General features: G+C 60.7%; 29 protein-coding genes and 1 riboswitch. Of the genes, 12 read left to right on the plus strand and 17 right to left on the minus strand.

All coding sequences use genetic code 11. The features are described from left to right. Window positions 1-17: 17 nt before the first annotated feature. From NJC38_RS04130 to NJC38_RS04145, 4 genes are all read right to left on the minus strand, one after another. Window positions 18-950, minus strand: coding sequence for a MerR family transcriptional regulator (locus tag NJC38_RS04130; RefSeq protein WP_253111730.1), 933 nt, complete (start codon window positions 948-950; stop codon window positions 18-20). A gap of 3 nt (window positions 951-953) precedes the next feature. Further along, complete coding sequence (locus NJC38_RS04135) at window positions 954-1,916, minus strand: DUF523 and DUF1722 domain-containing protein (protein WP_045483167.1); 963 nt, start codon at window positions 1,914-1,916, stop codon at window positions 954-956. A 328-nt stretch (window positions 1,917-2,244) separates the two neighbouring features. Further along, window positions 2,245-2,460 (minus strand): TIGR02450 family Trp-rich protein, encoded by a 216-nt coding sequence (locus NJC38_RS04140; RefSeq protein ID WP_045483164.1) that lies wholly within the window; start codon window positions 2,458-2,460, stop codon window positions 2,245-2,247. Then, complete coding sequence (locus NJC38_RS04145; RefSeq protein ID WP_253111731.1) at window positions 2,457-3,446, minus strand: NAD(P)/FAD-dependent oxidoreductase; 990 nt, start codon at window positions 3,444-3,446, stop codon at window positions 2,457-2,459. Before NJC38_RS04145 ends, NJC38_RS04140 begins: the two co-directional genes overlap by 4 nt. A 306-nt stretch (window positions 3,447-3,752) precedes the next feature. Between NJC38_RS04145 and NJC38_RS04150 the strand changes: the two genes are divergently transcribed. After that, window positions 3,753-4,661 (plus strand): TIGR01777 family oxidoreductase, encoded by a 909-nt coding sequence (locus tag NJC38_RS04150; protein ID WP_253111732.1) that lies wholly within the window; start codon window positions 3,753-3,755, stop codon window positions 4,659-4,661. Window positions 4,662-4,669: 8 nt separating this feature from the next. Then, window positions 4,670-5,695, plus strand: coding sequence for a ferrochelatase (gene hemH, locus NJC38_RS04155; protein ID WP_253111733.1), 1,026 nt, complete (start codon window positions 4,670-4,672; stop codon window positions 5,693-5,695). A 406-nt stretch (window positions 5,696-6,101) separates the two neighbouring features. On the opposite strand, the gene NJC38_RS04160 is transcribed toward hemH, so the two are convergent. Continuing rightward, the gene (locus NJC38_RS04160) at window positions 6,102-7,379 is read right to left on the minus strand and encodes a uracil-xanthine permease family protein (protein ID WP_253111734.1); all 1,278 of its coding nucleotides are present in this window, start codon (window positions 7,377-7,379) and stop codon (window positions 6,102-6,104) included. Window positions 7,380-7,383: 4 nt separating this feature from the next. Next, complete coding sequence (upp, locus tag NJC38_RS04165) at window positions 7,384-8,022, minus strand: uracil phosphoribosyltransferase (RefSeq protein ID WP_045483148.1); 639 nt, start codon at window positions 8,020-8,022, stop codon at window positions 7,384-7,386. Window positions 8,023-8,222: 200 nt separating this feature from the next. Between upp and NJC38_RS04170 the strand changes: the two genes are divergently transcribed. The 3 genes from NJC38_RS04170 to NJC38_RS04180 all read left to right on the plus strand — a co-directional run bounded on the left by NJC38_RS04170 (window position 8,223) and on the right by NJC38_RS04180 (window position 9,667). Next, window positions 8,223-8,780 (plus strand): hypoxanthine-guanine phosphoribosyltransferase, encoded by a 558-nt coding sequence (locus NJC38_RS04170; RefSeq protein WP_045483145.1) that lies wholly within the window; start codon window positions 8,223-8,225, stop codon window positions 8,778-8,780. Between the two features lie 48 nt (window positions 8,781-8,828). Next, window positions 8,829-9,308 carry a hypothetical protein gene (locus NJC38_RS04175; RefSeq protein ID WP_045483142.1) on the plus strand — a complete coding sequence of 160 codons (480 nt, stop codon included), beginning with the start codon at window positions 8,829-8,831 and terminating at the stop codon, window positions 9,306-9,308. A gap of 65 nt (window positions 9,309-9,373) precedes the next feature. Next, on the plus strand, window positions 9,374-9,667 hold the full coding sequence (locus tag NJC38_RS04180) for a PA4642 family protein (RefSeq protein WP_253111735.1): 294 nt from the start codon (window positions 9,374-9,376) through the stop codon (window positions 9,665-9,667). Window positions 9,668-9,720: 53 nt separating this feature from the next. Here NJC38_RS04180 and NJC38_RS04185 read toward each other — a convergent pair whose 3' ends face one another. Both NJC38_RS04185 and NJC38_RS04190 read right to left on the minus strand, forming a co-directional pair. Continuing rightward, window positions 9,721-10,554 carry an amino acid ABC transporter permease gene (locus NJC38_RS04185; protein WP_045483138.1) on the minus strand — a complete coding sequence of 278 codons (834 nt, stop codon included), beginning with the start codon at window positions 10,552-10,554 and terminating at the stop codon, window positions 9,721-9,723. Continuing rightward, the gene (locus NJC38_RS04190; RefSeq protein ID WP_253111736.1) at window positions 10,551-11,372 is read right to left on the minus strand and encodes an ABC transporter substrate-binding protein; all 822 of its coding nucleotides are present in this window, start codon (window positions 11,370-11,372) and stop codon (window positions 10,551-10,553) included. The genes NJC38_RS04185 and NJC38_RS04190 overlap by 4 nt, the downstream gene beginning before the upstream one ends. A gap of 109 nt (window positions 11,373-11,481) precedes the next feature. Between NJC38_RS04190 and NJC38_RS04195 the strand changes: the two genes are divergently transcribed. Beyond that, window positions 11,482-12,378, plus strand: a complete 897-nt coding sequence (locus NJC38_RS04195; protein WP_253111737.1) for a homocysteine S-methyltransferase family protein — start codon at window positions 11,482-11,484, stop codon at window positions 12,376-12,378. 127 nt (window positions 12,379-12,505) lie between these two features. On the opposite strand, the gene mqo is transcribed toward NJC38_RS04195, so the two are convergent. Both mqo and NJC38_RS04205 read right to left on the minus strand, forming a co-directional pair. Beyond that, the gene (mqo, locus tag NJC38_RS04200) at window positions 12,506-14,017 is read right to left on the minus strand and encodes a malate dehydrogenase (quinone) (protein ID WP_253111738.1); all 1,512 of its coding nucleotides are present in this window, start codon (window positions 14,015-14,017) and stop codon (window positions 12,506-12,508) included. Window positions 14,018-14,682: 665 nt separating this feature from the next. After that, window positions 14,683-14,916, minus strand: a complete 234-nt coding sequence (locus NJC38_RS04205) for a hypothetical protein (RefSeq protein WP_045483128.1) — start codon at window positions 14,914-14,916, stop codon at window positions 14,683-14,685. A 179-nt stretch (window positions 14,917-15,095) separates the two neighbouring features. Between NJC38_RS04205 and NJC38_RS04210 the strand changes: the two genes are divergently transcribed. Further along, on the plus strand, window positions 15,096-15,677 hold the full coding sequence (locus NJC38_RS04210; RefSeq protein ID WP_045483125.1) for a YajG family lipoprotein: 582 nt from the start codon (window positions 15,096-15,098) through the stop codon (window positions 15,675-15,677). Window positions 15,678-15,746: 69 nt separating this feature from the next. Here NJC38_RS04210 and NJC38_RS04215 read toward each other — a convergent pair whose 3' ends face one another. Then, window positions 15,747-15,968, minus strand: coding sequence for a hypothetical protein (locus NJC38_RS04215; protein ID WP_253111739.1), 222 nt, complete (start codon window positions 15,966-15,968; stop codon window positions 15,747-15,749). A gap of 148 nt (window positions 15,969-16,116) precedes the next feature. After that, on the minus strand, window positions 16,117-17,286 hold the full coding sequence (locus NJC38_RS04220; RefSeq protein ID WP_253111740.1) for a 1-acyl-sn-glycerol-3-phosphate acyltransferase: 1,170 nt from the start codon (window positions 17,284-17,286) through the stop codon (window positions 16,117-16,119). A gap of 138 nt (window positions 17,287-17,424) precedes the next feature. Here NJC38_RS04220 and NJC38_RS04225 point away from each other — a divergent pair, with 138 nt between their 5' ends. From NJC38_RS04225 to NJC38_RS04235, 3 genes are read left to right on the plus strand one after another with little or no spacing between them, the layout of a single operon-like run. After that, on the plus strand, window positions 17,425-17,607 hold the full coding sequence (locus NJC38_RS04225) for a CPXCG motif-containing cysteine-rich protein (protein WP_045483118.1): 183 nt from the start codon (window positions 17,425-17,427) through the stop codon (window positions 17,605-17,607). Beyond that, a complete protein-coding gene (locus NJC38_RS04230) occupies window positions 17,607-17,867 on the plus strand; it encodes a DUF2007 domain-containing protein (RefSeq protein ID WP_045493784.1) in 261 nt (86 codons plus the stop codon). The genes NJC38_RS04225 and NJC38_RS04230 overlap by 1 nt, the downstream gene beginning before the upstream one ends. Window positions 17,868-17,870: 3 nt before the next feature. Further along, the gene (locus tag NJC38_RS04235) at window positions 17,871-18,494 is read left to right on the plus strand and encodes an SOS response-associated peptidase (protein ID WP_253111741.1); all 624 of its coding nucleotides are present in this window, start codon (window positions 17,871-17,873) and stop codon (window positions 18,492-18,494) included. Window positions 18,495-18,497: 3 nt separating this feature from the next. On the opposite strand, the gene NJC38_RS04240 is transcribed toward NJC38_RS04235, so the two are convergent. Further along, window positions 18,498-18,950 (minus strand): hypothetical protein, encoded by a 453-nt coding sequence (locus NJC38_RS04240; RefSeq protein WP_253111742.1) that lies wholly within the window; start codon window positions 18,948-18,950, stop codon window positions 18,498-18,500. A gap of 291 nt (window positions 18,951-19,241) precedes the next feature. On the opposite strand from NJC38_RS04240, the gene NJC38_RS04245 reads away from it, so the two are divergent. Further along, the gene (locus tag NJC38_RS04245; RefSeq protein ID WP_253111743.1) at window positions 19,242-20,060 is read left to right on the plus strand and encodes a M48 family metallopeptidase; all 819 of its coding nucleotides are present in this window, start codon (window positions 19,242-19,244) and stop codon (window positions 20,058-20,060) included. 3 nt (window positions 20,061-20,063) lie between these two features. On the opposite strand, the gene NJC38_RS04250 is transcribed toward NJC38_RS04245, so the two are convergent. From NJC38_RS04250 to NJC38_RS04260, 3 genes are all read right to left on the minus strand, one after another. Then, on the minus strand, window positions 20,064-20,648 hold the full coding sequence (locus NJC38_RS04250; protein WP_045483111.1) for a TMEM165/GDT1 family protein: 585 nt from the start codon (window positions 20,646-20,648) through the stop codon (window positions 20,064-20,066). Window positions 20,649-20,735: 87 nt separating this feature from the next. Further along, a riboswitch (yybP-ykoY riboswitch) is annotated at window positions 20,736-20,855 on the minus strand. 40 nt (window positions 20,856-20,895) lie between these two features. Continuing rightward, window positions 20,896-21,894 (minus strand): class I SAM-dependent methyltransferase, encoded by a 999-nt coding sequence (locus NJC38_RS04255; RefSeq protein ID WP_253111744.1) that lies wholly within the window; start codon window positions 21,892-21,894, stop codon window positions 20,896-20,898. A gap of 46 nt (window positions 21,895-21,940) precedes the next feature. Further along, entirely contained in the window at window positions 21,941-22,177 is a 237-nt protein-coding gene (locus tag NJC38_RS04260; RefSeq protein WP_253111745.1) for a hypothetical protein, read from the minus strand. 179 nt (window positions 22,178-22,356) lie between these two features. Between NJC38_RS04260 and NJC38_RS04265 the strand changes: the two genes are divergently transcribed. Beyond that, the gene (locus NJC38_RS04265) at window positions 22,357-23,484 is read left to right on the plus strand and encodes an IS481 family transposase (RefSeq protein WP_253111859.1); all 1,128 of its coding nucleotides are present in this window, start codon (window positions 22,357-22,359) and stop codon (window positions 23,482-23,484) included. A gap of 154 nt (window positions 23,485-23,638) precedes the next feature. On the opposite strand, the gene NJC38_RS04270 is transcribed toward NJC38_RS04265, so the two are convergent. Further along, window positions 23,639-24,604 carry a 2-hydroxyacid dehydrogenase gene (locus NJC38_RS04270; protein ID WP_253111746.1) on the minus strand — a complete coding sequence of 322 codons (966 nt, stop codon included), beginning with the start codon at window positions 24,602-24,604 and terminating at the stop codon, window positions 23,639-23,641. Window positions 24,605-24,635 lie beyond the last annotated feature (31 nt).

Consider the following 24,635-nt stretch of genomic DNA (forward strand, 5'->3'; position numbering starts at 1 on the left):
AAAGTCCTCAGGATCGGTTAGATAAGGCCGAGTCTGTTCAACTCGCCATAAGCCTCAAGCGGGTCATGGGCCAGGCTCAGATTGGCGATCCCGTGGGTGTATACGGGCAATTGGTCATGATGGATCACCACGGCCGGCCCGCTGAGCAGGATTGGGCAATGGATGTTGCCCAGCAGTTTGGGCAGTTGTGGCAGGTTCAGGGTTTTGCTGGCATACAGCAGCACGGCGCGAGGGCTCAGGTATTCACAGGCCAGGGCCAGTTCACCCACCGGTAACGGGCCGTCGAACACCTCCACCGGGCAGTCGGCGCTGCTGACCAGCCAGGCCGCCAGCCACAGGTGCGGCTCCATGGGCCGGTCCGACTGGTTGACCAGTAACACCACCGGGCCGCTGAGCTGACGGTTGTTGTGATAGATGCGGGCGCCGAACTTGCTGCGTAGCCAGGAATGGAAAAACATCCGCTCCATCTGGCTGCCGAACTGGCTTTGCCAGCGCTGTTCCAGATCGGCCAGCAGTGGTATCAGCAATTGCTCGCACAGGGTGCGTGGCGGGTACAGCGACATGGCCCGGTTGAACAGGTCATCGATGCGTCGTTCGGCCAGTTCGCTGATGGCCTGCAGCAGCGTCTGACGCAGCGTTTGCCAGTCGTTACCGGGGCTGACCGGGGCCGGGCTTTTACTGTCGAGCAAGGCCTTGACCTGACTGACCGCCACGCCACGGTCCAGCCAGGTGAGGATGGCCATGACCCGTTGCACGTGTTCATCGGAGTACAACCGGTGACCCTTGGCGGTGCGGTGCGGCACGATCAGCCCGTAGCGTCGCTCCCAGGCCCGCAAGGTCACAGCGTTGACCCCGGTCTGGCGGGCCACTTCACGAATGGGCAGCCAGTCGTTGGGCAAGTGCTCCGGTTGCGGTTGTTGCGCGGCGTCGTCGAGTGCGAGTGTGTTCATGATTCAGATAGCGTTTCGCAGGCTGAGCGGTTCCGGGTGCGGTTGCATATAAACCTGCAGCGCCACATACGGGTCCGGGTGTTGACGAAAATGATGCTTGAGCAGGGTCAGCGGCACGATCAGCGGCACGATGCCCTGGCGGTACTGGAGGATCAGGTCGTGCAATTCTTGCCGGGCATCGGCATCCAGGGTCTGCTTGAGGTAGCCGCTCAGGTGCTGCAGCACGTTGGTGTGGCTGCCGCGGGTGGCGCACTTCTTCAGAGCTTGCATCAGTTGGCTGAAATAATCCGGTCCGACCTGGTCGGGGTCGCTGCGGCCCATGCTGCCCAGCAGCTTGCCCAGCGCCCGGTATTGCTGCACGTCACAGGCCATGAGCTGGTACTTGTAGCGTGAGTGAAATTCGGTCAGGGCGCGGCGGCTCAGGCCCTGTGCGAGCAATTGCTGCCAGGCGGTGTAGGCGTAAACCCGGGTAATGAAATTCTCGCGCAGCACCGGGTCATTGAGGCGGCCGTCTTCCTCCACCGGCAGGTCGGGATGCTGCGCGCAGAATGCCTGGGCGTAAATCCCCCGGCTGCCGGTCTCGAATGGCGCGCCGTTGTCGCGGTAGACCTTGACCCGCTCCAGGCCACAGGAGGGCGACTTCTGCATGAAGATGTAGCCGCTGATCCCGGTCATTGCCCCGGCCATGTGCTGGCCATACTCGGCCAGCTCACGGGTCACGTTGAGGTCTGTGTGTACGGTGCCCACCGCCTGCGGCGCGTCGGGGTCACCGACCAGGCGGATCGTCTCGCGCGGGATGCCCATGCCGATCGCCACTTCCGGGCAGGCGGGGATGAAGTCGAAGTAATCGCTGAGTGTGCGGGTGCACAGGTCCGATTGTTTGTGGCCACCGTTGTAACGAACTTCAACGCCCATCAGGCAGGCACTGACGCCCAGTTTGGGTTTATCGGTCACAGGCTGGAGCATTGCACACCTCAGAACTCAAGAACTTGTACAGATGACATTGCTTGTACAATCTGAGTTCATCTTAGATGTGGGGTTGTACAAGTCAAATTTTTTGTACAGGGTGCGGTTGTTGCCGTTGATCTTGATCTTCGAAGCGAGATGGCACAGACGACGCAGATCGCGACTTGGGTGCAGGCCGAAGGTAGGCGTCGATTCGGGGGAGAAACTGGCAGGGAAGCCAGCTTCTCGCCTAGCAGGGCGAAACCAGCAGATCAGTCAACGCGATGCAGGATTTTCCATCGGTCTAAATACCAATTCGCCGCTAAAGCGGATCGCCGCCCGGCCGCTCCTACTTCCAACCCATCCGCCAGCGCTGCGCATCCTGCAACACCTGCCAGGCCAGGCGCTCAGTACGTTGAGTCAGCACAGCCTGCAGCTCGATCTCCAGCACCGTGCCTTCCTCGTCACGGAACAGTTCGGTGACCAGAAAGTGCTTTTCGCGATTCTGCGGGGTTGCTGCCGTCCACTTCGACAGCAGCAGTTTGCGGGGGTTGATGCGGTTCAACGGGCCAGATGCTCAATCAGTCGGTTTGCCGCTTGCTGGCCACTGAGCCAGGCCCCTTCGACGCGGCCGGACAGGCACCAGTCGCCACACACATAGATGCCCAGGTCGGCATCGGACAGTGCGCCCCATTCATGCGTACCGGAAGGCCGCGCATACAACCAGCGATGCGCGAGGCTGAACACTGGCGCTGGCATAGCGCAACTGATCAGTTCGGCAAAGGCGCCATGCAAGTGCTCGATCACTTGCTCTTTGGGCATGTCGACGTGCTCGCGGCTCCAGGTGCTGGTGGCGTGCAGCACCCAGGTATCGAGCTGGCCCTCACGCCCTGGCTTGCTACGGTTGCAGGCCAGCCAGTCGAGCGGGCTGTCCTGCACGAAGCAGCCTTGCAGCGGAGTATCAAGGGGCGTGCTGAACGCCAGTGCCACCGCCCAGGTCGGGTCCATCTTGACCCCGGCCACAACCGAGGCCAGTTTCGGTGCCCCGGCCAGCAAGGTGGTGGCCTGTGGCGCTGGCGTGGCGATGATCACGTGGCTGAACGGGCCATGGGTCTTGCCCTCGGCATCCTGCAGGCTCCAGTGACGGCTGCCGCGGAATACCTCGGTGATGCGGCAGGAAAAAGTCACCGGCAGGTCGTCGAGCATGGCGCGGGTGATGGTGCTCATGCCGGGACTGCCGACCCAGCGTACCTGTTCATCCGGGGACGGGCTGAGCCGGCCGCCATGGTAGTTGTACAGCGAAGGTTTCCATTGCTCGACCCAGCCATTGGCTTGCCAGTGGTTGACGACGGCGACGAAACGACGGTCGCGGGCGGTGAAATACTGCGCGCCCATGTCCAGCGAGCCGGCATCACTGCGCTTGCTGGACATGCGTCCGCCGCTGCCGCGGCTCTTGTCGAAAAGGTGAACGGCATGCCCGGCGCTGAATAGCGCTTGGGCGGCGGAGAGTCCGGCGATACCGGTACCGATGATTGCGATAGGTACAGTCATAGGGGCCTCGTTACCTTGTCTGCACAGACTACGCCGTCCTGAAAACCTGTACAATCTTCTTCGTTGGTATAAGTTGCAGCCGTTCACATATAAGGGCATGAAGGCACTGCAACTCGTACGGTCCGTAACGGTCAGTCTGTAGCTAATAGACAATGGGCCAACTGCCACGGTTCGGGCAGTAAAGCTCCAATCCTTTCAGGTGTGGCCTATGGTTCAGCAAAAGGGTTCACTGCAGAACATCAACAAGCACAGCCTGCAAGAAATAGACTACTTCAAGGCCATTAACGCCACTCAAGGATACCCCTCATGCACATCTTGCTGACCGGTGGTACAGGATTGATCGGTAAAGCGCTTTGCCAGTTCTGGCAGCAGCAAGGACATCAACTCACGGTCTGGAGCCGTCGCCCCGCCGAGGTGCGCAAGGTGTGCGGTGATGGGGTGCGAGGTATCGCCAAGCTCGCAGAACTCGATGGCCAGGCGGTGGATGCGGTGGTCAACTTGGCCGGTGCGCCGATTGCCGACCGGCCCTGGACGCGCAAGCGGCGCTTGCTGCTCTGGGAAAGCCGGATTGGCCTCACCGAACAACTGCTGGCCTGGCTTGAACGCCAGACGCAGCGCCCGCGAGTGCTGCTCTCCGGTTCCGCGGTGGGTTGGTATGGTGATGGCGGCGAGCGTGAACTGGATGAGGGCCAGCAACCGGTCAAGGACGATTTTGCCAGTCATTTGTGCCAGGCCTGGGAAGAAACTGCCCAGCGTGCCGAGCCGCTCGGGATGCGGGTGGTGCTGCTGCGCACCGGGCTGGTGTTGTCGGCCAATGGCGGGTTTGTCAAACGCATGCTGCCGCCGTTTCGGTGCGGTCTGGGCGGGCCGATTGGCAATGGCCGGCAGTGGATGCCGTGGGTGCATATCGACGACCAGATTGCGGCGATAGATTTTCTGTTGAACCACAGCGAAGCCCGCGGTCCTTATAATCTCTGCGCGCCAGCCCCGGTGCGCAACCGCGAGTTCGCCAAGACCCTGGGTAAAGTGCTGCACCGCCCGGCGTTGCTGCCATTGCCGGCGCTGCCCCTGCGTATTGTGCTGGGCGAAATGTCTGACCTGTTGCTCGGCGGTCAGCGCACGCGCCCGGCACGCCTGCACGAAGCCGGGTTTGTTTTCCGTTTTACCGAACTGCACGATGCCTTGGGTAACGTGCTGGCTTCCTCTTCGAAATAGGACCTTGCATGACCGATCATGCGCTGTTGCTGATCAACCTGGGCTCGCCAGCCTCCACCAGCGTGGCTGACGTACGCCGTTACCTCAATCAGTTCCTGATGGACCCTTATGTGGTCGACCTGCCGTGGCCGATCCGCCGCCTGCTGGTGTCGCTGATCCTGATCAAGCGGCCCGAGCAGTCGGCGCATGCCTATGCGTCGATCTGGTGGGACGAGGGCTCGCCGCTGGTGGTGCTGAGCAAGCGTTTACAGGCGAAGATGCAGGCGCAGTGGCAGCATGGCCCGGTTGAACTGGCCATGCGCTATGGCGAGCCGTCCATTGAGTCGGTACTTGAGCGCCTGGCCGGCCAGGGCATCCGCCAGGTGACGCTGGCGCCGCTGTACCCGCACTTTGCCGACAGCACGGTGACCACGGCGATTGAAGAGGTCAAGCGGGTGGTGCGCGACAAAGGTCTGGACATGCAGTTCAACCTGCTGCCGCCGTTCTACGACCAGCCTGAATACCTTGAGGCACTGGTGCAGACCACCCGTCCGTACCTCGAGCAGCCTTACGACCACCTGTTGCTGAGCTTCCACGGCTTGCCGGAGCGCCACCTGCGCAAGCTCGACCCTACCGGTAAATTCCGCTTTCAGGATGATGAAGCCTGCATGAATGCCCCGGCTGAGGTACTGGCCACCAATTACCGTGCCCAATGCATCCAGTCGGCGGCGGCGTTTGCCAAACTGGCGGGTATCGCCGACGGCAAATGGTCCGTGTCGTTCCAGTCGCGTCTGGGGCGCGACAAATGGATTGAGCCCTACACTGAGCAACGGCTGGATGAATTGGCCAGCAAAGGTGTCAAGCGCCTGTTGGTCATGTGCCCGGCGTTTGTCGCTGACTGCATCGAGACCCTGGAAGAAATTGGCGACCGCGGTGCCGAACAGTTCAAGGAAGCTGGCGGTGATGAACTGGTACTGGTGCCGTGCCTGAACGACGATGAGCATTGGGCGGTGGCGCTCAATGCGCTCTGTGAGCGAATTGCCGCGCCTTTGTAAGCGCGCGGCCGCAGGGGCGTTTTTAACCGCAATACCGTTCGTTTAGGCGCCGCAAATCTTTGTGGGAACGAGCTCGCTCGTGAAGAGGCCGGTAAAGTCACAGCATCTGCTGCGAATGTGCCGGCCTCTTCGCTACCAAGGTAGCTCCCACCGGGGACATAAGGCACTTAACTGACCAGTATTGGTTTTAACCGCAATACTGGTCAGATAAGCACTGCGGACCCGGTGGGAGCGAGCTTGCTCGCGAAGAGGCCAGTAAAAGCACTACATCTGCTGCGAATGTGCCGCCGTCTTCGTCGGCAAGCCAACTCCCACCGAGATTTGTGTACTTAACTGAACAGTATTGGTTTTAACCGCGAAGCTTTCGCAGCTGAAGCTGCTCCTACGAGGCTATCGCTCAGCGCCTTCAGGGTGCCTGGTCTTCCAGCGGCTTCTTCTTCCAGCCGTCATTACCCGGCAGGATCAGGTTGAGGAAGATCGCGGTGATCGCACACAGGGCGATGCCCTTGAGGCCAAAATCATCCGGGCCGGTGCCGGTGCCGATCAGCACGCCGCCGATACCGAACACCAACGTTACCGAGACAATCACCAGATTGCGTGCTTCGGCCATGTCCACCTGATGGCGGATCAGGGTGTTGAGCCCCACCGCGGCGATAGATCCGAACAGCAGGCACAAAATACCGCCCATGACCGGCACCGGGATGCTCTGCAGCAGCGCGCCGAATTTGCCAACGAACGCCAGGCTGATGGCAAAGATCGCCGCCCAGGTCATGATTTTCGGGTTGTAGTTCTTGGTCAGCATCACTGCGCCGGTTACTTCGGCATAGGTGGTGTTGGGCGGACCGCCGAACAGGCCGGCTGAGGTCGTGGCGATACCGTCACCTAGCAGAGTGCGATGCAGGCCGGGCTTTTTCAGGTAGTCGCGGCCGGTCACGCTGCCCACCGCGATCACCCCGCCGATGTGCTCGATGGCCGGAGCCAGGGCCACCGGAACGATGAATAGGATCGCCTGCCAGTTGAATTCCGGCGCGGTGAAGTGCGGCATCGCCAGCCAGGGTGCGGCGGCGATCTTGGCGGTATCGACCACGCCAAACCAGAACGACATGCCAAAGCCCACCAGCACGCCAGCGATGATCGGCACCAGGCGGAAGATGCCTTTGCCGAACACCGCCACGATCAGCGTGGTCAGCAACGCCGGCATGGAGATCCACATGGCCGTCTGGTAATGAATCAGTTCGGCGCCGTCACCGGCCTTGCCCATCGCCATGTTGGCCGCGATCGGCGCCATGGCCAGGCCGATGGAGATCACCACCGGGCCGATCACCACCGGCGGTAGCATGCGGTCGATGAAACCGGTGCCCTTGATCTTTACTGCGATGCCCATGAAGGTGTAGACGAAGCCTGCCGCCATGACCCCGCCCATGGTCGCCGCCAGGCCGAACTGGCCCTTGGCAAGAATGATCGGGGTGATGAAGGCAAAGCTCGATGCCAGGAACACCGGCACCTGACGGCCAGTGACCAGTTGGAACAGCAGGGTGCCCAAACCTGCGGTAAACAGCGCAACGTTCGGGTCGAGTCCTGAAATCAGCGGCATCAGCACCAGGGCGCCGAACGCCACGAACAGCATCTGCGCCCCAGACAGCACCGTGCGCCACAGCGGGTCGTTGAACTCATCGTGTTTCATCGGCTCAGGCGTCCTTCTGCTTGGTGCCGAAGATCTTGTCGCCGGCATCGCCCAGGCCCGGGATGATGTAGCCGTGCTCGTTCAGGCGCTCGTCAATCGAGGCGGTGTACACCAGCACATCCGGGTGAGCCTTTTCGACGGCGGCAATGCCTTCTGGCGCGGCGACCAGGACCATGGCGCGAATCTCGCGGCAACCGGCCTTTTTCAGCAGGTCAATGGTGGCGACCATCGAGCTGCCAGTGGCCAGCATCGGGTCGATAATCATCGCCAGACGCTCGTCGATGCCGTCGACCAGCTTCTCCAGGTAGGTATGCGCTTGCAGGGTTTGCTCGTTACGGGCAACGCCTACGGCACTGACCTTGGCACCGGGAATCAGGCTGAGCACGCCGTCGAGCATGCCGATACCGGCACGCAGGATCGGTACGACGGTGATTTTCTTGCCGGCAATCTTTTCGACTTGCACCGGGCCGGCCCAGCCCGGAATTTCGTAGTTTTCCAGCGGCAGGTCGGCGGTTGCCTCATAGGTCAGCAGAGCGCCAACTTCCTGAGCCAGCTCGCGGAAATTCTTGGTGCTGATATCGGCGCGGCGCATCAGGCCGAGCTTGTGACGGATCAGCGGATGACGGATTTCACGGATGGGCATGGGAAAGGCTCCTGGATACGGGCAAAAAACGGCCTAGATTAATCGATCAAGCGGTGACTGTCTTACGCCGCTTGCAGTATTGTCTGACGCACTTGGCCTTCAATTGAGCAACATCGGCAACGTTAGTCGATATCTGCTTGCTCCGAGTCACCTGCTTGCGTACCTTTGCCGGTTTTTCTCATTGTTATCTGGAGCGATTCATGTCCGCTGATCTCGAGCATATCCGTCAAATCATGCGCGAGGCTGACTGCCTGTACACCGAAGCCGAAGTCGAGGCTGCCATCGCCCGGGTCGGCGCGCAGATCAATGCCGAACTGGCTGACAGCAATCCCGTGGTGTTCTGTGTGATGAACGGCGGCCTGATCTTTTCCGGCAAACTGCTGACGCACCTGAACTTCCCGCTGGAAGCGTCGTACCTGCACGCCACCCGCTACCGCAACGAAACCAGCGGCGGCGAGCTGTTCTGGAAGGCCAAGCCGGAAGTTTCGTTCATCGACCGTGACGTGCTGATCATCGACGACATCCTCGATGAAGGTCACACCCTGGGCGCCATCATCGATTTCTGTCGCCATGCCGGTGCCCGTGCAGTACACACTGCTGTGCTGATCGACAAGGACCATGACCGCAAAGCGCGGCCTGACCTGAAAGCCAACTATGTGGGCCTGCCGTGCATTGACCGCTATATCTTTGGCTATGGCATGGATTACAAAGGCTACTGGCGTAACGCCGCAGGCATTTATGCGGTCAAAGGAATGTAATTGACGGCCTGACTGCGTGGCAGGTCAGGGATAAGGAGAGACAGGTAAATGAAATCGTTGATGATGACCGGTGCACTGACGCTGGCCCTGCTGGCGGATGCGGCGCTGGCCGCGCCGATGCACGAGCAATACCTGCCGCCTGACGACCTGAACCTGCGTGAGGGGCAGCCGGAGCAGCAACAGCTGATGCTGGTCACTGAGTACTCGGTGGTGGTCGGCAACCAGCGACCGTCCAATCAGCAGCCGATACCTGTGACCGCGCCGCTGTCGATCAGCCTCAAAGGTAAACCGCTTAATAAAGGCGCGACCCTTAGCGAGGTGCAGATTCATTTCGACGGTGAAAGCAAAAGCCTGAAAAAGCCCAGCTTTGATCCGGCGACCCGTACCCTGACCCTGTCTTACCCGCAGTCGCACTACCGCACTCTGGTGGACCTGCTGCGCAACGAGAAGGTCTATTGCCAGTTCCTGACCTACGCCAACGGCCACGTCTGGGCCGATCTGCATACCGCAGGCACAAAGCCGCGTTGAGTGGTTTGGCTGGCAGATATAAACTGCCTGCCCCGTGAAAGTGAGCGCGACAGCTGGAGCCCGCAATGCGTAAAGACAAGAAGCAGATCATTGGTGACGAAATCGGCGACGAGCAGATCAAACTGTTCCTCGACTTTGAACCGTTCGACGCCACTTCGCCGTCGCTGCACAAACTCATCAAAGCCTATCGTGGCCTGCGTATCGACGACTTCGAGCGGTTTCTGGTGTTCTTCCGCGAAGCTGGCCTGGACCTGAACGGCAAAGACGAACAAGGCAACACCTTCGTCGACCTGATCAAGGACCAGCGCAACGCCGACGACTACATCGCCCTGATCGAACAAGCCCGCGCAGCAGCCTGAGCGGCAGGCGGACTCGTGGCAGGGGCTTGAGCTCAAGCCCCTTCTGCAAGCGTTCAGTTGCGCGGCTGATACGCCTTGCCGTAATGCCGCTCCATCCTTGCCTGCAACAACTCCAGCCCGATCGACATGATCCAGTACAGCACCGCCGCGGTGGTCAGCATCTCGATGTAGCGATAACTCGACCGCCCGTACGACTGCGCCAGAAACATCACCTCCCAAACCCCCATCACCGAAATCAGCGATGAATCCTTGAGCATCGAAATGAACTGATTGGTGGTAGGCGGAATAATCGTGCGCATCGCCTGAGGCAGGGTAATCAGCCAGAACACCTGCAGTGGCGTGAGCGCCATGGCCATGGCTGCTTCACGCTGCCCGGCCGCAACGCCGATGATGCCCGCCCGGAAAATCTCGCTCAGGTACGCGCCGTAGTTCAACGACAGCGCAATGATCCCGGCGGTCACCGCCCCCGGCACCACACCAATCTGCGGCAGCCCCAGATAAATCAACAGAATCTGGATCAGCAGCGGTGTGCCGCGAAAGAACGACGCATAGAAACTGGCGATCCCGAACGCCACCGCACTGCGCGATAAACGCGCCAGCGCGGCAACAAAACCCAGCAGCACCGACACCGCAATCGAGCAGAGGCACACGAACAGAGTCAGCACCGCGCCTTGCAGAAAGCCGTTAGGGGCCAGGCTCAGGCCGATCAGGTTCGGCAACTTGTCGAGGATGATCGAGAACTTCAGATCGAAGCTCAGGAAAAAACCGGCAAACAGGGCGAACATCGTCGCCCAGGTCAGGTACAGCCGGGTCCGAAAGCCGAACACGCGCTTGAGCAGGCTGGTCTTGGCCTGCTCAGGTGGGCGTTGTGAAGGAAACTGGGTCATTTACTGATATCGGCGCCGATCCACTTTTGCGACAGCTTGCTCAGGGTGCCGTCCTTCTTGAGTTCTTCGAACACCTCGCGGACCTTGGCATTCCATTCGGCATCGCCTTTCTCGATGGCGACGAAATTCGGCTCTTCATACAGCGCCGCGCCGGCCAGCTTGAAGCGCTTGTCCTGATCCAGACGCGGTTGGGCGGTAACCAGGTTGGTCAGTACGGCATCCAGGCGTTTGCCGGCCCCCAGGCCCAGATCCTGAAACGCCACGTTATCGTTGTCATAAGGGGCGATCTGCACGTTTTCGAATGGGTACTCCAGCGGCTTGCCGGTGCTGCCTTCAATCACCAGGTTCTTGTTCAGGTAGCTTTCGTAGCTCGAGGCGCTGGTCAGGCCCACTTTCTTGCCGCTCAGATCCTTGGCCTCATGAATCCGCTCATCCTTGGCGTTGACCACGATTACTGCTGGCGAGGCGTAGTATTCCACCGGGAAGTCGAAGACCTCGGCGCGGGCCTGGCTCGGGGTCATCGAACAGATGCAGATGTCATAGCGACCGCTCCAGCGGCCGGCGGCGATCACGTCCCAGGAGGGAGTCTCGAAGCGCGCCTTGACGCCCAGCTTCGCGGCTACGGCCTTGGCGACATCGACGTCAAAACCATCAAGCTGGTTCTGATCATTGAGAAACGAGAAGGGCGGGTAGCTTTCCATCAGCACATTGACCAGCTCTTTGTTGTCCTGCACCCGTTGCAGAGTGGCGCCCGCCAGAACCTGGCTGGAGACGGTCAGGGCAAACAGGCCGATAGCTGCAAGCGCACGTAGTTTCACGTCAGATCCTCAAAAAATGGTTGTTGTTTGGATAAAGGCGCGTATTAAATACGTTATATAGGGCTCAATTCTAATGAGTCTTTTTCATATGTATATAAGCAGGTCAAATATGACTCAAGGTTCGACGGTAATTCTTGATGGCGGCATGGGCCGGGAACTGCAACGTCGTGGTGCGCCGTTCCGTCAGCCGGAGTGGTCGGCGCTGGCCCTGACCGAGGCGCCCGAGGCGGTAGTGGCGGTGCATGCGGCGTACATCCAGAGCGGTGCGCGGGTGATTACCAGCAACAGCTATGCGGTGGTGCCGTTTCATATCGGTGAGGAGCGTTTCGCTCGTGAAGGCCAGGCGCTGGCCACCACCGCCGGGCAACTGGCGCGCCAGGCTGCTGATGCCGCTGGCGGCCGGGCACTGGTGGCCGGCTCTTTGCCGCCACTGTTTGGCTCCTACCGTCCTGACCTGTTCGATGCCAGCCGTGCCGACGAGATCCTCCAGCCACTGGTGCGTGGCCTGGCGGCGCACGTCGACCTGTGGCTGGCAGAAACCCAGAGCGCAATTGTCGAAGCGCGGACCATCCGCGCTGGCCTGCCGACTGACGGCAAGCCGTTCTGGCTGTCGTTCACTCTGCAGGATGAAGACACCGATGACACCCCGCGGCTGCGCTCCGGCGAGCCGGTGGCCGATGCCGCGCGAGCGGCGGCCGAGCTGGGTGCGGCGACCCTGCTGTTCAACTGCAGCCAGCCGGAAGTGATCGGCGCGGCGATTGATACCGCCCGCGCGGTGTTTGCCGAGCTGAATGTGCAAATCGGGGTAGGGGCCTATGCCAACGCCTTCCCGCCACAGCCCAAGGACGCCACCGCCAACGATGGTCTGGATGAGCTGCGCGAAGACCTCGACCCGCAGGGCTACCAGCAATGGGCCGCCGATTGGGTCAAACGTGGCGCGACCCATATCGGCGGCTGCTGTGGAATCGGCCCGGAGCACATCGCTGTGTTGGCCGAGAGCCTCTGAAAGCCCGCGATGTGACAGGCGCTCACTCGGGTCCGGTAGGAGCGGCTTCAGCCGCGAATCCAGCTAAAAAACAAAACCCCGTGGCTCACTGAGCGCACGGGGTTTTGTTTATTCGGCTTTCAAGGCATCAGGCGATGCTTTGTGCCTCGGTCTGCTGCTGTTCGATCAGCCCCAGGGCCTTGTCGCTCTGGGTGCTGATGCGCTTGTACAGCTGGGCATCGCTGGCCAGCTCTTTTTCGCGAGCCGGGAAGATCTCGTTGAGCTTGGCGCTCCACGCACCCTTGGCTTGTTCAGGGAAGCAGCGTTCGATCAGGTCGAGCATGATCGATACGGTCACCGATGCACCCGGCGACGCACCGAGCAGGGCGGCCAGCGAGCCATCAGCGGCCGAGACCAGCTCGGTGCCGAATTGCAGCACGCCGCCTTTTCTGGCGTCTTTCTTGATGATCTGCACGCGCTGGCCGGCAATCTCCAGGCGCCAGTCTTCGGCCTTGACCTGCGGGTAGAAGCGGCGCAGCGAATCCAGGCGCTGTTCCATGGTCTGGCGCACTTCGCTGATCAGGTACTTGGTCAGGTCCATGTTGTCGCGGGCCACCGACAGCATCGGCTTGATGTTCGACAGGCGCACCGAGAACGGCAGGTCCATGAACGAGCCGTGCTTGAGGAACTTGGTGGTGAAGCCGGCGAACGGGCCGAACAGCAGCGAAGTCTTGCCGTCCACCACGCGGGTGTCGAGGTGCGGAACCGACATCGGCGGCGAACCTACGGCGGCCTGGCTGTAGACCTTGGCCTGGTGATGCTTGACCACTTCAGGATTGTCGCAGCGCAGCCACTGGCCGCTGACCGGGAAGCCGCCAAAGCCTTTGCCTTCTTCGATACCGGACATCTGCAGCAATTGCAGCGCAGCGCCACCGGCACCGAGGAATACGAAGCGGGCGTCGATGTCACGGCTGCTGCCGTTGTTGACGTCCTTGATGGTGACGGTCCAGCCCTTGCCATTGCGGGTCAGGTCGGTGACGCGCTTGTTGTACTTGACCTGGGCATCGGGCTCGCTGGCCAGGTGCTTGAGCAACTGGTTGGTCAGAGCGCCGAAGTTGACGTCAGTACCATTGGCCATGTGGGTGGCGGACAGCTTCTGATCGGCTGGGCGGCCGGCCATCATCAGCGGCATCCACTCGGTCATCTTGCTGTGGTCTTCGGTGTACTGCATCGAGGCGAAGGCGTGATGCTGGCGCAGGGCCTCGAAACGCGCCTTGAGGAACGACATGTCTTTCTCGCCCTGCACGTAGCTCAGGTGCGGGACGGGATTGATAAAGGTGCGGGTCGTTTCGAAGCTGCCCTTGCGCACCAGATAGGACCAGAATTGCTTCGAAACCTCGAACTGGGTGTTGATGTGCACGGCTTTTTTGATGTCGACCGAACCGTCGGCAGCCTGCGGGGTGTAGTTCAGTTCGCACAGCCCGGCGTGACCGGTGCCGGCGTTGTTCCACGGGTTGGAACTTTCCGCAGCGCCGGAGTCCATCAGTTCGACGACCTCCAGTTTCAGGCTGGGGTCGAGCTCTTTGAGCAGTACCGCCAGAGTGGCACTCATGATGCCGGCTCCGACCAATACCACGTCGACTGCTTCGTTATGCGCCATTAACGCGTCTCCAAAATCTGCTGCACCCAATTGACGGCCTGCGATCCCGAGGCTGGATGCCAGGTATTGAGGGCATGAACCGCATTCATGCTACGCACGTCCTGGCCGGGATCGAGGGTCCGATTCTTCGCAATGTTTTGCATCTCTCGCGCAGGCCCCGGTCAGACTGTTCAAGGGTTCATAATGACTATGAACGCATTTTCCAGCATGCCGGGCCATTCGACCATCGTCAGGACGCTGCGCAGCGACGTTCGACCCTGCCGGGTGAGGCCGACGGAAACGTTAAAGGTACATCTTCAAACCTGTTCATGTGCTCGCCACACTCTTGTGAAGTTGTGAAACCCGTTATTTCGCGCTCTTTTGGACACGCGAACCAAACCTCAAAAAGGGCTGCGAGGGCAGCTCTGGCATGCCCGGCTATCACAGATGAGACGGCGGTGGCGGGAAAGGTTCGATCGGATTCGAGCCATTGCCTACCAGCCATCGAATTATCGCGATGCAAGCGGACTGCGTGGGCGGCTCTCTGTGGGCGTTGCGGGGGAGCTAATTTCGTGGATTAGCGATGCAGCGAGGCCCGATCAGGAGACGTCCTTATAATCGGGGGGAGATTATAGCGATGAAACATCGGGAATTGATCGGCCTGTTTGACTTTTATCGCGATTAATTCAGGCAGCCAGCAGCTCACGTGCTACCAAACGGTCTGCACGCGGTGCAATCCGGGCGCTGGCGGGCAGTGGCTGGCCGAGCCACGCCATGCGTTGTTCAGTCACTTCGACCCATTCATTGCCTGCCGGAGCCTGGCTGCAGTGCTTCAGTGCACGGCAGATACCCTGCTGGTCGATGCGGGCATAGTGGCGAAGGGCAGGGCGGACGCTGAACAGAGACTGGAAAAAGCCCATGACGGTGCTCTCGTTTGTTGATTGAGGCTAGCTTGGCGGCTTGACGTGACACCCTGATTACAGCCCGGCCAGACCGGAACCATCAGCGCGAACCGGTGGTCGGATTTTCAGCTATCAGGCAGTTGCGGTGCGCCGCTATACTCCCGGCATCGATTGCTGGCCCCCATGGAGAAATAAACATGCTGCGTCGCGTTTTGTTTGGTCTGCTTGCTGTAAGCAGTTTGACTCTGGTCGGTTGTGCCCACAGCCCGCAACAACTGAGCCCGCAGCCGCGTATCACCGCGCAACTGGCGCCGGTGGGGCATGGCCAGCCGGTCGTGGTACGGGTGGTGGATGGTCGTCAGAGCCAGACTCTGGGCACGCGCGGCGGCATGTACCCTGAAACCAGTTCGATCACCGTCAATGGCGCCGACCTGCTGCCTAAACTGCAGGCCCAGGCCGAAGCCGCCGTCCGCCTGCTGGGCTTCACACCGACCCAGGGCGGTAACGCTCCGCAACTGACCGTGACCCTGGCCGACCTGCGTTACCAGTCGCCCAAAGAAGGCATGTATGTAACCGAGGCGACCATCAGCTCGACGTTCCGCGCTGACGTGCGCAACAACGGTCGCAGCTACAACGGCCGTTATGCAGCGTCGCTGGACCAGCGCTTTGGCATGGCGCCGAACCAGGAAACCAACACCAAGCTGGTCGGCGATGTGTTGAGCGATGCCCTGACCCGGGTGTTCCAGGACCCGACCATCGGTAGCACACTGTCTCAGTAACCGTGTTGCCGATGTAAAAAAGCCCGGCTCTCGATCAGAGGCCGGGCTTTTTCGTTGCGGCTGCGTTGATCAGTGATTCACCGCCGCTGCGGTGGCCACGGAAAAATCCAGAAAGCTCAGGCCGGTGTCCGGGTCTTGCTCAGGCAGGTCGTGATGTTGATGACCGCCCAGAGCGCAATAGACCAGCCAGTGGCGGTCGTGGACATTGAAGGCCAGGCCGTCGATAAGCTCCTGCTGCTCATCGCTTTGGGCGATGAGGTAGAGACGGTCCTGATTGTTGGCGTGCAGCATGTCGACTCCAGAATGTACGGGCGTTCCCTGCAAAATGCCTGGCAAGTGCCAGGCTCCCTTTTGAAGGGCCATACAATGGCGTGGCTGGATGACAAGCCGGTGACAGCGGAGCAGAAAATGGCAGCCTCCGGGCGGCTGCCATTGAGCCTCAAGGCAGGGCCAGGCCGGCCTTGATCCGGTACTGATTGCGCACCGGAGTCGCATATTGCTGGATCAGATACGGGCGATGCTCGGCAGGGCAGCCTGCCAGGCGCGTTTCCCACTCAGCTTTGGCCTTGGCCAGTTCTTCGGCGCCAAACAGTTCATCAGCCTGCGGCACGCTGAGGCTGGCGTCGCGCTCGCTCCACTGCGCCCAGGCCAGGTAATGCACCGGGAACAGCCGGTAACCGGTAAGAATCTGCCGGTCGATTTCTGCGGCCAGTTGCTTGGTGTCTTCGAACTGTGCGCTGATCGGCGGCGCGAAGTTCACATGCACCCGGCCTTTGTAGCCGGTAATGCCCAGGGCAATGCTGATGTCGTCTTCGCCCGGGGTCTTGGCGTAGCTGCCAGTGGTGGCACGGATGTACAGCTCACGGGCCTTGGCCTGGTCGCACGGGTCGTACTCGTAACTGATCGATACCGGGCTAAGATTCAAGGAGCGAATCACCTCACCGAACGGCTCGTCCTTGCGGCTCATGTGGAACATCTTGAGGATTGCCGACTCGGTACGGTCGTCGCCGTCCTTGGCCCGCCCTTCGGCCTGGGCGATCCAGATTGACTGGGTATCGTGAGTGATCGAATGGTTGATATAGGCCGACAGCAACTGGTAGGCGGCCATTTTCTCGCGGCGGCCGCTGATCGAGCGGTGCACGATGAAGCTTTTGTTCAGGCGCATCAGGTCGCTGACGAACGGCTTTTGCAGCAGGTTGTCGCCAATGGCGATGCGCGGCGTGGGCAGGCCGGCGTGATACACCGCATAGTTGACGAAGGCCGGGTCCATCACGATGTCGCGGTGGTTGGCCAAAAACAGATAGGCACTGCCGGACTTGAGCTGTTCAACGCCGGCGTAGGTCACGCCGTCGGTGGCGCGCTCGATGGTGTGATCGACGTACACCTCGATCTTGTCCTGCAGGGTCGCCACCGAATTGATGCCGGCGAACTCCTTGCGCAGTTTGCGGGCCAGGGCCGGTTGCAGGAACCAGCCAAAGGTGTTGGCCAGGCGCGGAAAGCGGAACTTGGTCAGGGTCGCGAGGAAGGCCTTGTCGCTAAGCAGACGCGCCAGTACAGCAGGCACCTCGGCGTCGTCATAAGGTCGGATGGCATCAAATTCGCCCATCATGCTCTCTTGTAGGGGGTGGGAACGGATACAGGTATGAAAAGGCTGGTCTGAAATAAACAGATAGCAAAATCCGGATTCAAAAAAGGATCAGCCTTCGAACGGACGCTGATTATACGCAAATCTCACGGAGCAGACCTGATGCAGGAACTACAGAGTTATGACTGCCCCTATTGTGGCGAGCCGGTCGAGACGCTGCTGGACCTTTCTGGTGGCGATCAGCAGTACATAGAAGATTGCCAGGTGTGCTGTCGGCCGATTGTTTTCGACCTGCGCACTGATGGTGAGCACTGGAGTCTGGATGTGCGCAGCGAGAATGAATGATGCAGCGAATCTACGAACCTGAGCATTTGCTGGAAGGGGAGCTGCTATTGGCGATGCTGGCCAGCGAGGGCATCGAGGCGCATATGACCGGCCGTGACCTGCTCGGCGGGGCTGGGCATCTGCCGGTCAGCGGCCTGCTGGGCATTGTGGTCTGCGATGAACAGGTGCAACAGGCACTGCAACTGATCAATGCGTACAATGCCGCCTTGCCTGTCGACGCTGACGAGCCCGACAGTTTTCCTGATGTACTGGTGTGCTGAACTATGTGTGGACGCTATGCCCTGTTTCGCTGGAATCGTGACTTTGCCGCCATACCGGGGTTTCCATCCGACCAGCAGCCACAGTGGAACATCTCCCCGACGCAATGGGTCTTGATGCTGCGTGCCGATGAACAGGGCGCTCCTACCCTGGCACGCGCGCGCTGGGGGCTGACGCCGGCCTGGCTGACCGATCTGAGCCGCACCCCGGCCCATGCCCGCGCCGAAACCGTGGCCGAGCAGCCGATGTTTCGTGAGGCGTTTTCTCAGCGGCGCTGCCTGCTGCCGGCCAACGGCTTCTATGAATGGCGCGGCAATGCCCGCAAGCAGCCCTTCTGGCTGACGCCCGCCGAAGGCTCTTCGCTGTTTTTCGCAGCCATCTGGGAGCGCTACCCGGTGCAGGAGCAGGAGTGGCTGAGCGTGGCGGTGGTCACTCAGCCGGCCATGGATCAGCGCCGGCCGCTGATACTCGACGAAGACGGCCAGCGCGCCTGGCTCGAGCCGAAGACTCCGGAGCACGTCTTGCAAGGCCTGCTGGCTGCGCGGCAGACGCAACTGCGCGAGCGGCCGCTGGCCAATCTGATCAATGATCCGGCCCTGAATGGGCCGCAGTGCCTCACGCCTCTCTAGCTTTCAGACCTTGAACTGATTGATCAACCGCCGTTGCTGCTCTGCCAGGCGGATCGGGTCGGTGTCGTCCTGACGCGGCACCACCGGGCGCGTGCGGCCGGGCGTTTGGGTAACATCCCGGCCTTGTAGCTGCCGCGTTGCGGCGTGGATGGCGCTGTTGAGGGCCAGCAGGTTGGCCTGGTCGGCAAGGTTGCGCATCCGGGGGCGAAGGGCGTCAGCATTGACGTCTGTGTGTGGCAGGCGCTGTATCAGGTTCATGGCATCAGCGATGCCTTCATAGTGCTCGGCTTGTCGCTGTGGGCGGCGCACGACCCTGCTGGCGGCCAGCCAGATCAGCAGCAACCCTGCCACACCGGGCAGCAGCCCGACCAGGCTGCTACCGGGCAACGCCGCTATGCCTAGCGTCAGTGTGCCTGTCAGTGACGCGATGGAAAACCGGATCGACTTGCGCTTCATGGCAACTCCAGACCGAACAGCCCCGTTCTTTAGAGGGTGTCCACAAAATGGCTGCACTCGGCAATACGGCGTTCGCCTATTTTGTAAACACCCTCTTAGTGCTATCGCCCGCTGCCGGAAAATCATGAAGCCTGGCCGACGACGAACCCAGGCTGCATGATCCAGCAAGTCTGTTACAGGCCAGGGAACTATCGGGCGTTTTTTGCGGACCAAGGGGCGATTGGCGGAGCGCTGGCGCACAAGCTCTGTACGGCCTAGGATGACCGCCAAGCCTGTAAGGAGAGTTACGTGATGCGTCAGTCTTTTGCCATTTGCGCCCTTGGCGCTGCCGTACTGCTGGGCGGCTGCCAGGCAGTTAACACCACCACCGGTGACTCGGTAGGGGTAGAGCGCAAGCAGTACATGTTCAGCATGCTGTCGACCGAAGAGGTCAACAACATGTATGCCCAGTCTTATCAGCAGACGGTCGGTGAGGCCTCAAGCAAGGGCGTGCTGGATACCACCAGCAGCAATGCCAAGCGCGTGCATGCCATCGCTGACCGGCTGATCGCCCAGGCGCCGAAGTTGCGTGCCGATTCGGCGCAGTGGCAGTGGGAAGTGAATCTGATCAAAAGCGACGAACTCAATGCCAACTGCGGACCGGGCGGCAAGATCATTTTCTATACCGGGCTGATCGAGAACCTTAACCTCACTGACGATGAGATCGCAGCCGTGATGGGCCATGAAATCGCCCATGCCCTGCGTGAACATGGCCGCGAGGCGATGTCCAAGGCTTATGGTGTGGCGATGGCCAAGCAGGGCGCTGGCGCGTTGCTGGGGTTGGGCCAGGACAGCCTGGCGCTGGCCGATACCGTGGTCAATTACAGCCTGACCCTGCCCAACAGCCGCAGCAACGAAAATGAAGCCGACCTGTTGGGCCTGGAATTGTCGGCCCGCGCCGGTTACAACCCCAACGCGGCGATCACGCTGTGGCAGAAAATGACCCAGAAAGCCGGCGGTTCGACGCCGGAATTCATGAGTACCCACCCGGCCTCGCAGAACCGCATTGCCTCGCTGCAGGCGGCAATTCCCAAGGTCATGCCGCTTTATGAGCAAGCGAAGAAGTCCTGAGTATTACAGCCAGCCGCTGATCTGCATCGCCTTGTACACCGCAACCAGCGCCATGACCAGAAAGGCGCTGGCTGCCAGACGACGAATCAGGGTCAGGGGCAGTTTCTCGGCGGCGAAATTACCGGCCAGCACCACCGGCACGTTGGCGATCAACATGCCGAGGGTGGTGCCCAGAATCACCAGCCACAGGTAGCTGTACTGGGCCGCGAGCATCACCGTGGCGATCTGGGTCTTGTCGCCGATTTCGGCGATGAAGAAGGCAATCAGGGTGGTCATGAACGGGCCGAACTTGCGCGCGGTGCTGGTTTCGTCATCGTCCAGTTTGTCTGGCACCAGGGTCCACAGCGCCGTGGCGGCAAAGCTGGCAGCCAGGATCCAGTGCAGTACGACATCCGAGAAAAACTGCCCGACCCAGGCGCCTACGGCACCTGCTGCGGCATGGTTGGCAAGGGTCGCAGCGACGATACCGGCAATGATCGGCCAGGGTTTGCGAAAGCGTGCGGCAAGGATCAGCGCCAGCAGTTGCGTTTTGTCGCCTATTTCGGCGAGGGCCACGATGGCGGTGGGGATAAGTAGAGATTCCAGCATCAGGTTTCCAGGGGCGGGTCGACACGGCTAATGACACGTACAGCCTCCCCGCCCTGGGTAAGGTTGTGCGTGTCATAGGTCTTGTCAAACCCTGCTCCGTCTGACGCGGATTGCGGGTCGCACGCACCATGGCCTGCGGGCCAAGTATGTTGATGCATGCCGGACGAGCCGGTGGCTCGCGGGAGACTACTCCCCTAGGACGGAGCGGATTCTGCCTAGCTCGTGCGGTTTGGGCAAGCGCTTATTTTCAGTTGCGTCTGGCGCGATAAATCCGAAAACCATCGCCCTCGGCCAGGGTTTCACAGGCGCCGACATGCTCATCGATCAGAGGTTGATAGCGCAGGAAACTATTGGCTACCAACCGAAGTTCACCACCTTTTCGCAGATGTAACCGGGCTTTTTTCAGCAAAGTTTCCGAGGCTTTGTAGTCAGTATGCACGCCGGTATGAAACGGCGGATTACTGAGGATGGTATCGAGTCCGTCCGGGGCGGCATCGATACCGTCGCCAGTGATGATTTGTGCCTGCAGGTCATTGGCGGCAAGGGTCAGCGCGCAGCTGGCAGTGGCAAACGCGTCGACATCCAGCATGACCACTTCAAGGGCCGGGTTGCGACGTTTGACCGCAGCGCCGAGCACGCCTGCGCCACAGCCGAAGTCCAGCAATGAGCCCTCTGGCAGGTTAGCCAGATGCTTGAGCAGCAGTGCGGTGCCGCGGTCGAGCCGGCCATGGCTGAATACGCCCGGCAGGCTGACAACGTTCAGCACACCGTCCTCCAGAGCGACTTCAAAGGTCTTCGCCAGGCTGTTCAGCGGTTTGGCTTGTGGTGGATGTTCAACGGTCACCTGCCAGAGCTGGCAATGACGTGCACTGTCAAGCTTGCGCGGTTTGCCCAGTGGGTGCAGTTGTTTGGCAGCGGCTTCGATCCCGCCGCGTTTTTCGCCGATCAGGAATAGATCCTTGCCGCCCAGACGCGCTGCCAGGGCGTTGAGCAGGTAGTCGCTGAGGTCCCGGGCCTTGGGCAGAAACACCACGGCGGCATCGAAGTCCGCTGCCGGCGGCTCGACTCCGAAATGCAGGCGCCCGGCAAAGCGGCCCTCCAGCGCGGCCATGTCACCGGCATGCCAGCACCAGCCCTGCGCATTCGGCAGTTTGCCGAGCAAGTCGTCGGCCGGCAGCCCGGCCAGCAGCAGATTGCCCTGAAACAACTCGGCCTGGCGAAGAATCACCTCACTGCGCGGGTCCATGTCCTGACTCCTGAAAAAAGGGCGCAGTTTAACAGCGCCGCAGGCGCTAGCCACAAGCTTCAAGCCATAAGCTGCAAGTGCCGTTGCCGTTGCCGTTGCCGTTGCCGTTGCCGTTGCCGTTGCCGTTGCCGTTGCCGTTGCCGTTGATCTTGATCTTGATCTTCGAGCCGAGATGGCACAGACGACGCAAATCGCGACTTGGGTGCTGGCCGAGGGTAGGCGTCGATTTGGGGGAGAAACCAGCAGGGAAGCTGGTTTCAGGTGCGCTGGGCAGGACGCCCATCGCGCCGGCCCCCGAATCGGCGCCGGACGGAGGGAAGTCTGCCCGCAGGGCAGACCCAAACCAGGAGCAAGCGGTTTTCCCCGGTTTTGCCAAGATGTATAGACTGGAGACATGGTGGACACGTGTACGGGGACATGGTTGACACTTTCGGCAAGCACATTTGCCGGAATGTTTCGATCATGCCTTGGAACACGAGAGACGCCATGAGCCTGAAAGAAGAGTTCATTACCCTGGCGCGCCAGCCCAGCGCCAACATCAGAGCGCTATGCCGCCAGTACGGCATCAGCCCGCAAACGGGCTACAAGTGGCTCAGACGTTTTGAGCAAGACGGTGAGGAGGGCCTGAAGGAGAAGTCCCGCAGACCGGCTGCCAGCCCCACGCAAACGGCCCCCGGGCTTGAGGCGGAAGTCATTGCGCTACGCCAAGCTCACCCGGCATGGGGTGGTCGCAAGATCAGTCACGTGCTAGATCGGCGCATTTCGCCCAGCACCGTCACCAATGTTCTGCATCGGCATGGGTTGATAACACCTGAGGCCAGTGCCGCAGCCACCCCTTGGAAACGCTTCGAACATGAAGCGCCCAACGATCTGTGGCAGATGGATTTCAAAGGATATTTCCAAACAGGTCAGGGTGTTTGTCATCCGTTGACAATGATCGACGATCACTCGCGCTTCAACCTGGTGATTCAAGCTTGCGCGCATCAGCGTGGACCATTGGTTCAAGAGCACATGACGGAGGTATTTAGGCGCTATGGAATACCGTTGCAGATCAATGTCGACAATGGCGCACCCTGGGGAGCGCCTCGCAACCCCGGCGAGCTCACGCCCCTTGGCATCTGGCTTGTGCGACTGGGCATTCACCTTAGTTTCAGCCGCCCCAGGCACCCGCAAACCAACGGTAAGAACGAGCGTTTTCACCGAAGTTTCAAGGCTGAAGTCTTAAATGGTTGCACGTTCCGTAACCTGAATGAGGCCCAGCAGGCGTTTGATCAGTGGCGGGAGATCTACAACCATCGGCGCCCGCATGAAGCTCTGAATTACAAGACGCCCATGCATCGTTATCGCATCAGCCAGAGAGCGTTCCCCAGGCAGCTCGGCGAGTTTGAGTACAGCCCGGAGGATGTTTTGGTGAAGCCCTATGACAGCCAGTTCCGCTTCAAGAAGCGCTCGTTCCGCATCGCCCATGCCCTGTCGGGTCATACTTTGGCGCTGCGGCCGAGCAAGAAAGGGCCCGAGCACTTCGATGTGTTCTTCTGCCATCACAAACTAAGAACGATCGATTTCAACCAGCCCGATAGCAAGCGATAATGTGTCAACCATGTCCCCGCACACGTGTCAGCGATGTCTCCGGTCCGTACACCAAGACAAAATCGGGTCGCCCAGCAGGGCGAAACCTGCGGTTCAGACAACTCGATCAGGGATTTTCCATCGCTCGAAAGAGCATCGCCGATAAGCCAACGTCCTACGCGACAACCCGCAGCGGTGCACCAGTAAAGAACCCGCGGGCATTTTCGGCGATCTGTTCAACGATCCGTTGCCGCGCTTCGCGGGCGCCCCAGGCGCTGTGCGGGGTGATGATCAGGCGCGGAATGTCGCCCGCCAGCAACGGGTTGCCATTGACCGGCGGCTCGACACTGAGCACGTCAGTGGCCGCACCGCCCAGGTGGCCATTACGCAAGGCATCGGCCAGCGCCTGTTCATCAATCAGCCCGCCACGTGCCGTGTTGACCACCAGTGCATGAGGCTTGAGCAGGCCCAGTTCGTGGGCGCCGAGCATATGCCGGGTGTGCTCGTTGAGCGGGCAGTGCAGGGTCAAAGCATCGACCTGCGGCAGCAGCTCATGCAATGGCAGGCGGTCGGCACGGGCCGGCCTGCCGGGCAACTGGCCGCTCAGTACCCGCATGCCGAAGGCTTCGGCCAGGCGCGCCACCGCACCGCCCAGTTCGCCGTGGCCCAGCAGGCCGAGGGTCTTGCCTTGCAGTTCGACGATCGGGAAATCCAGCAGGCAGAACTGCGAAGATTGCTGCCACGCCCCTTGCTGTACAGCGTTCTGGTAATCCGGCAGACGTGTCGCCAGAGCGAGCAGCAACAGCAGGGTGTGCTGCGCCACCGATGGCGTGCCGTAGCCTTGGCAGTTGCATACGCTCACCCCGTGTTCACGGGCCGCTGCCAGGTCGACGTTGTTGGTGCCGGTGGCGGCGACCAGGACCAGTTTGAGCTGTGGGCAGGCGGCAAAGGTTTTTGCGTCGATCAACACTTTATTGGTAATCACCACCTGTGCATCTTGCAGGCGTTCGATCACCTGGTCAGGGGTGGTGCTGGCGTGCAGGATCAGATCGGCAAAGCTGTCGCGCAGGATGCCAAGGTCCAGATCGCCCAGATCCAGTGAAGTGTGGTCGAGAAAAACTGCTCTGCCGTTATTACTCATCAGCTGTACCTTCCGTGTCGGGGTTGAGGGT

Source organism: Pseudomonas sp. 21LCFQ010 (genome assembly GCF_024129905.1).
Taxonomy (GTDB): Bacteria; Pseudomonadota; Gammaproteobacteria; order Pseudomonadales; family Pseudomonadaceae; genus Aquipseudomonas.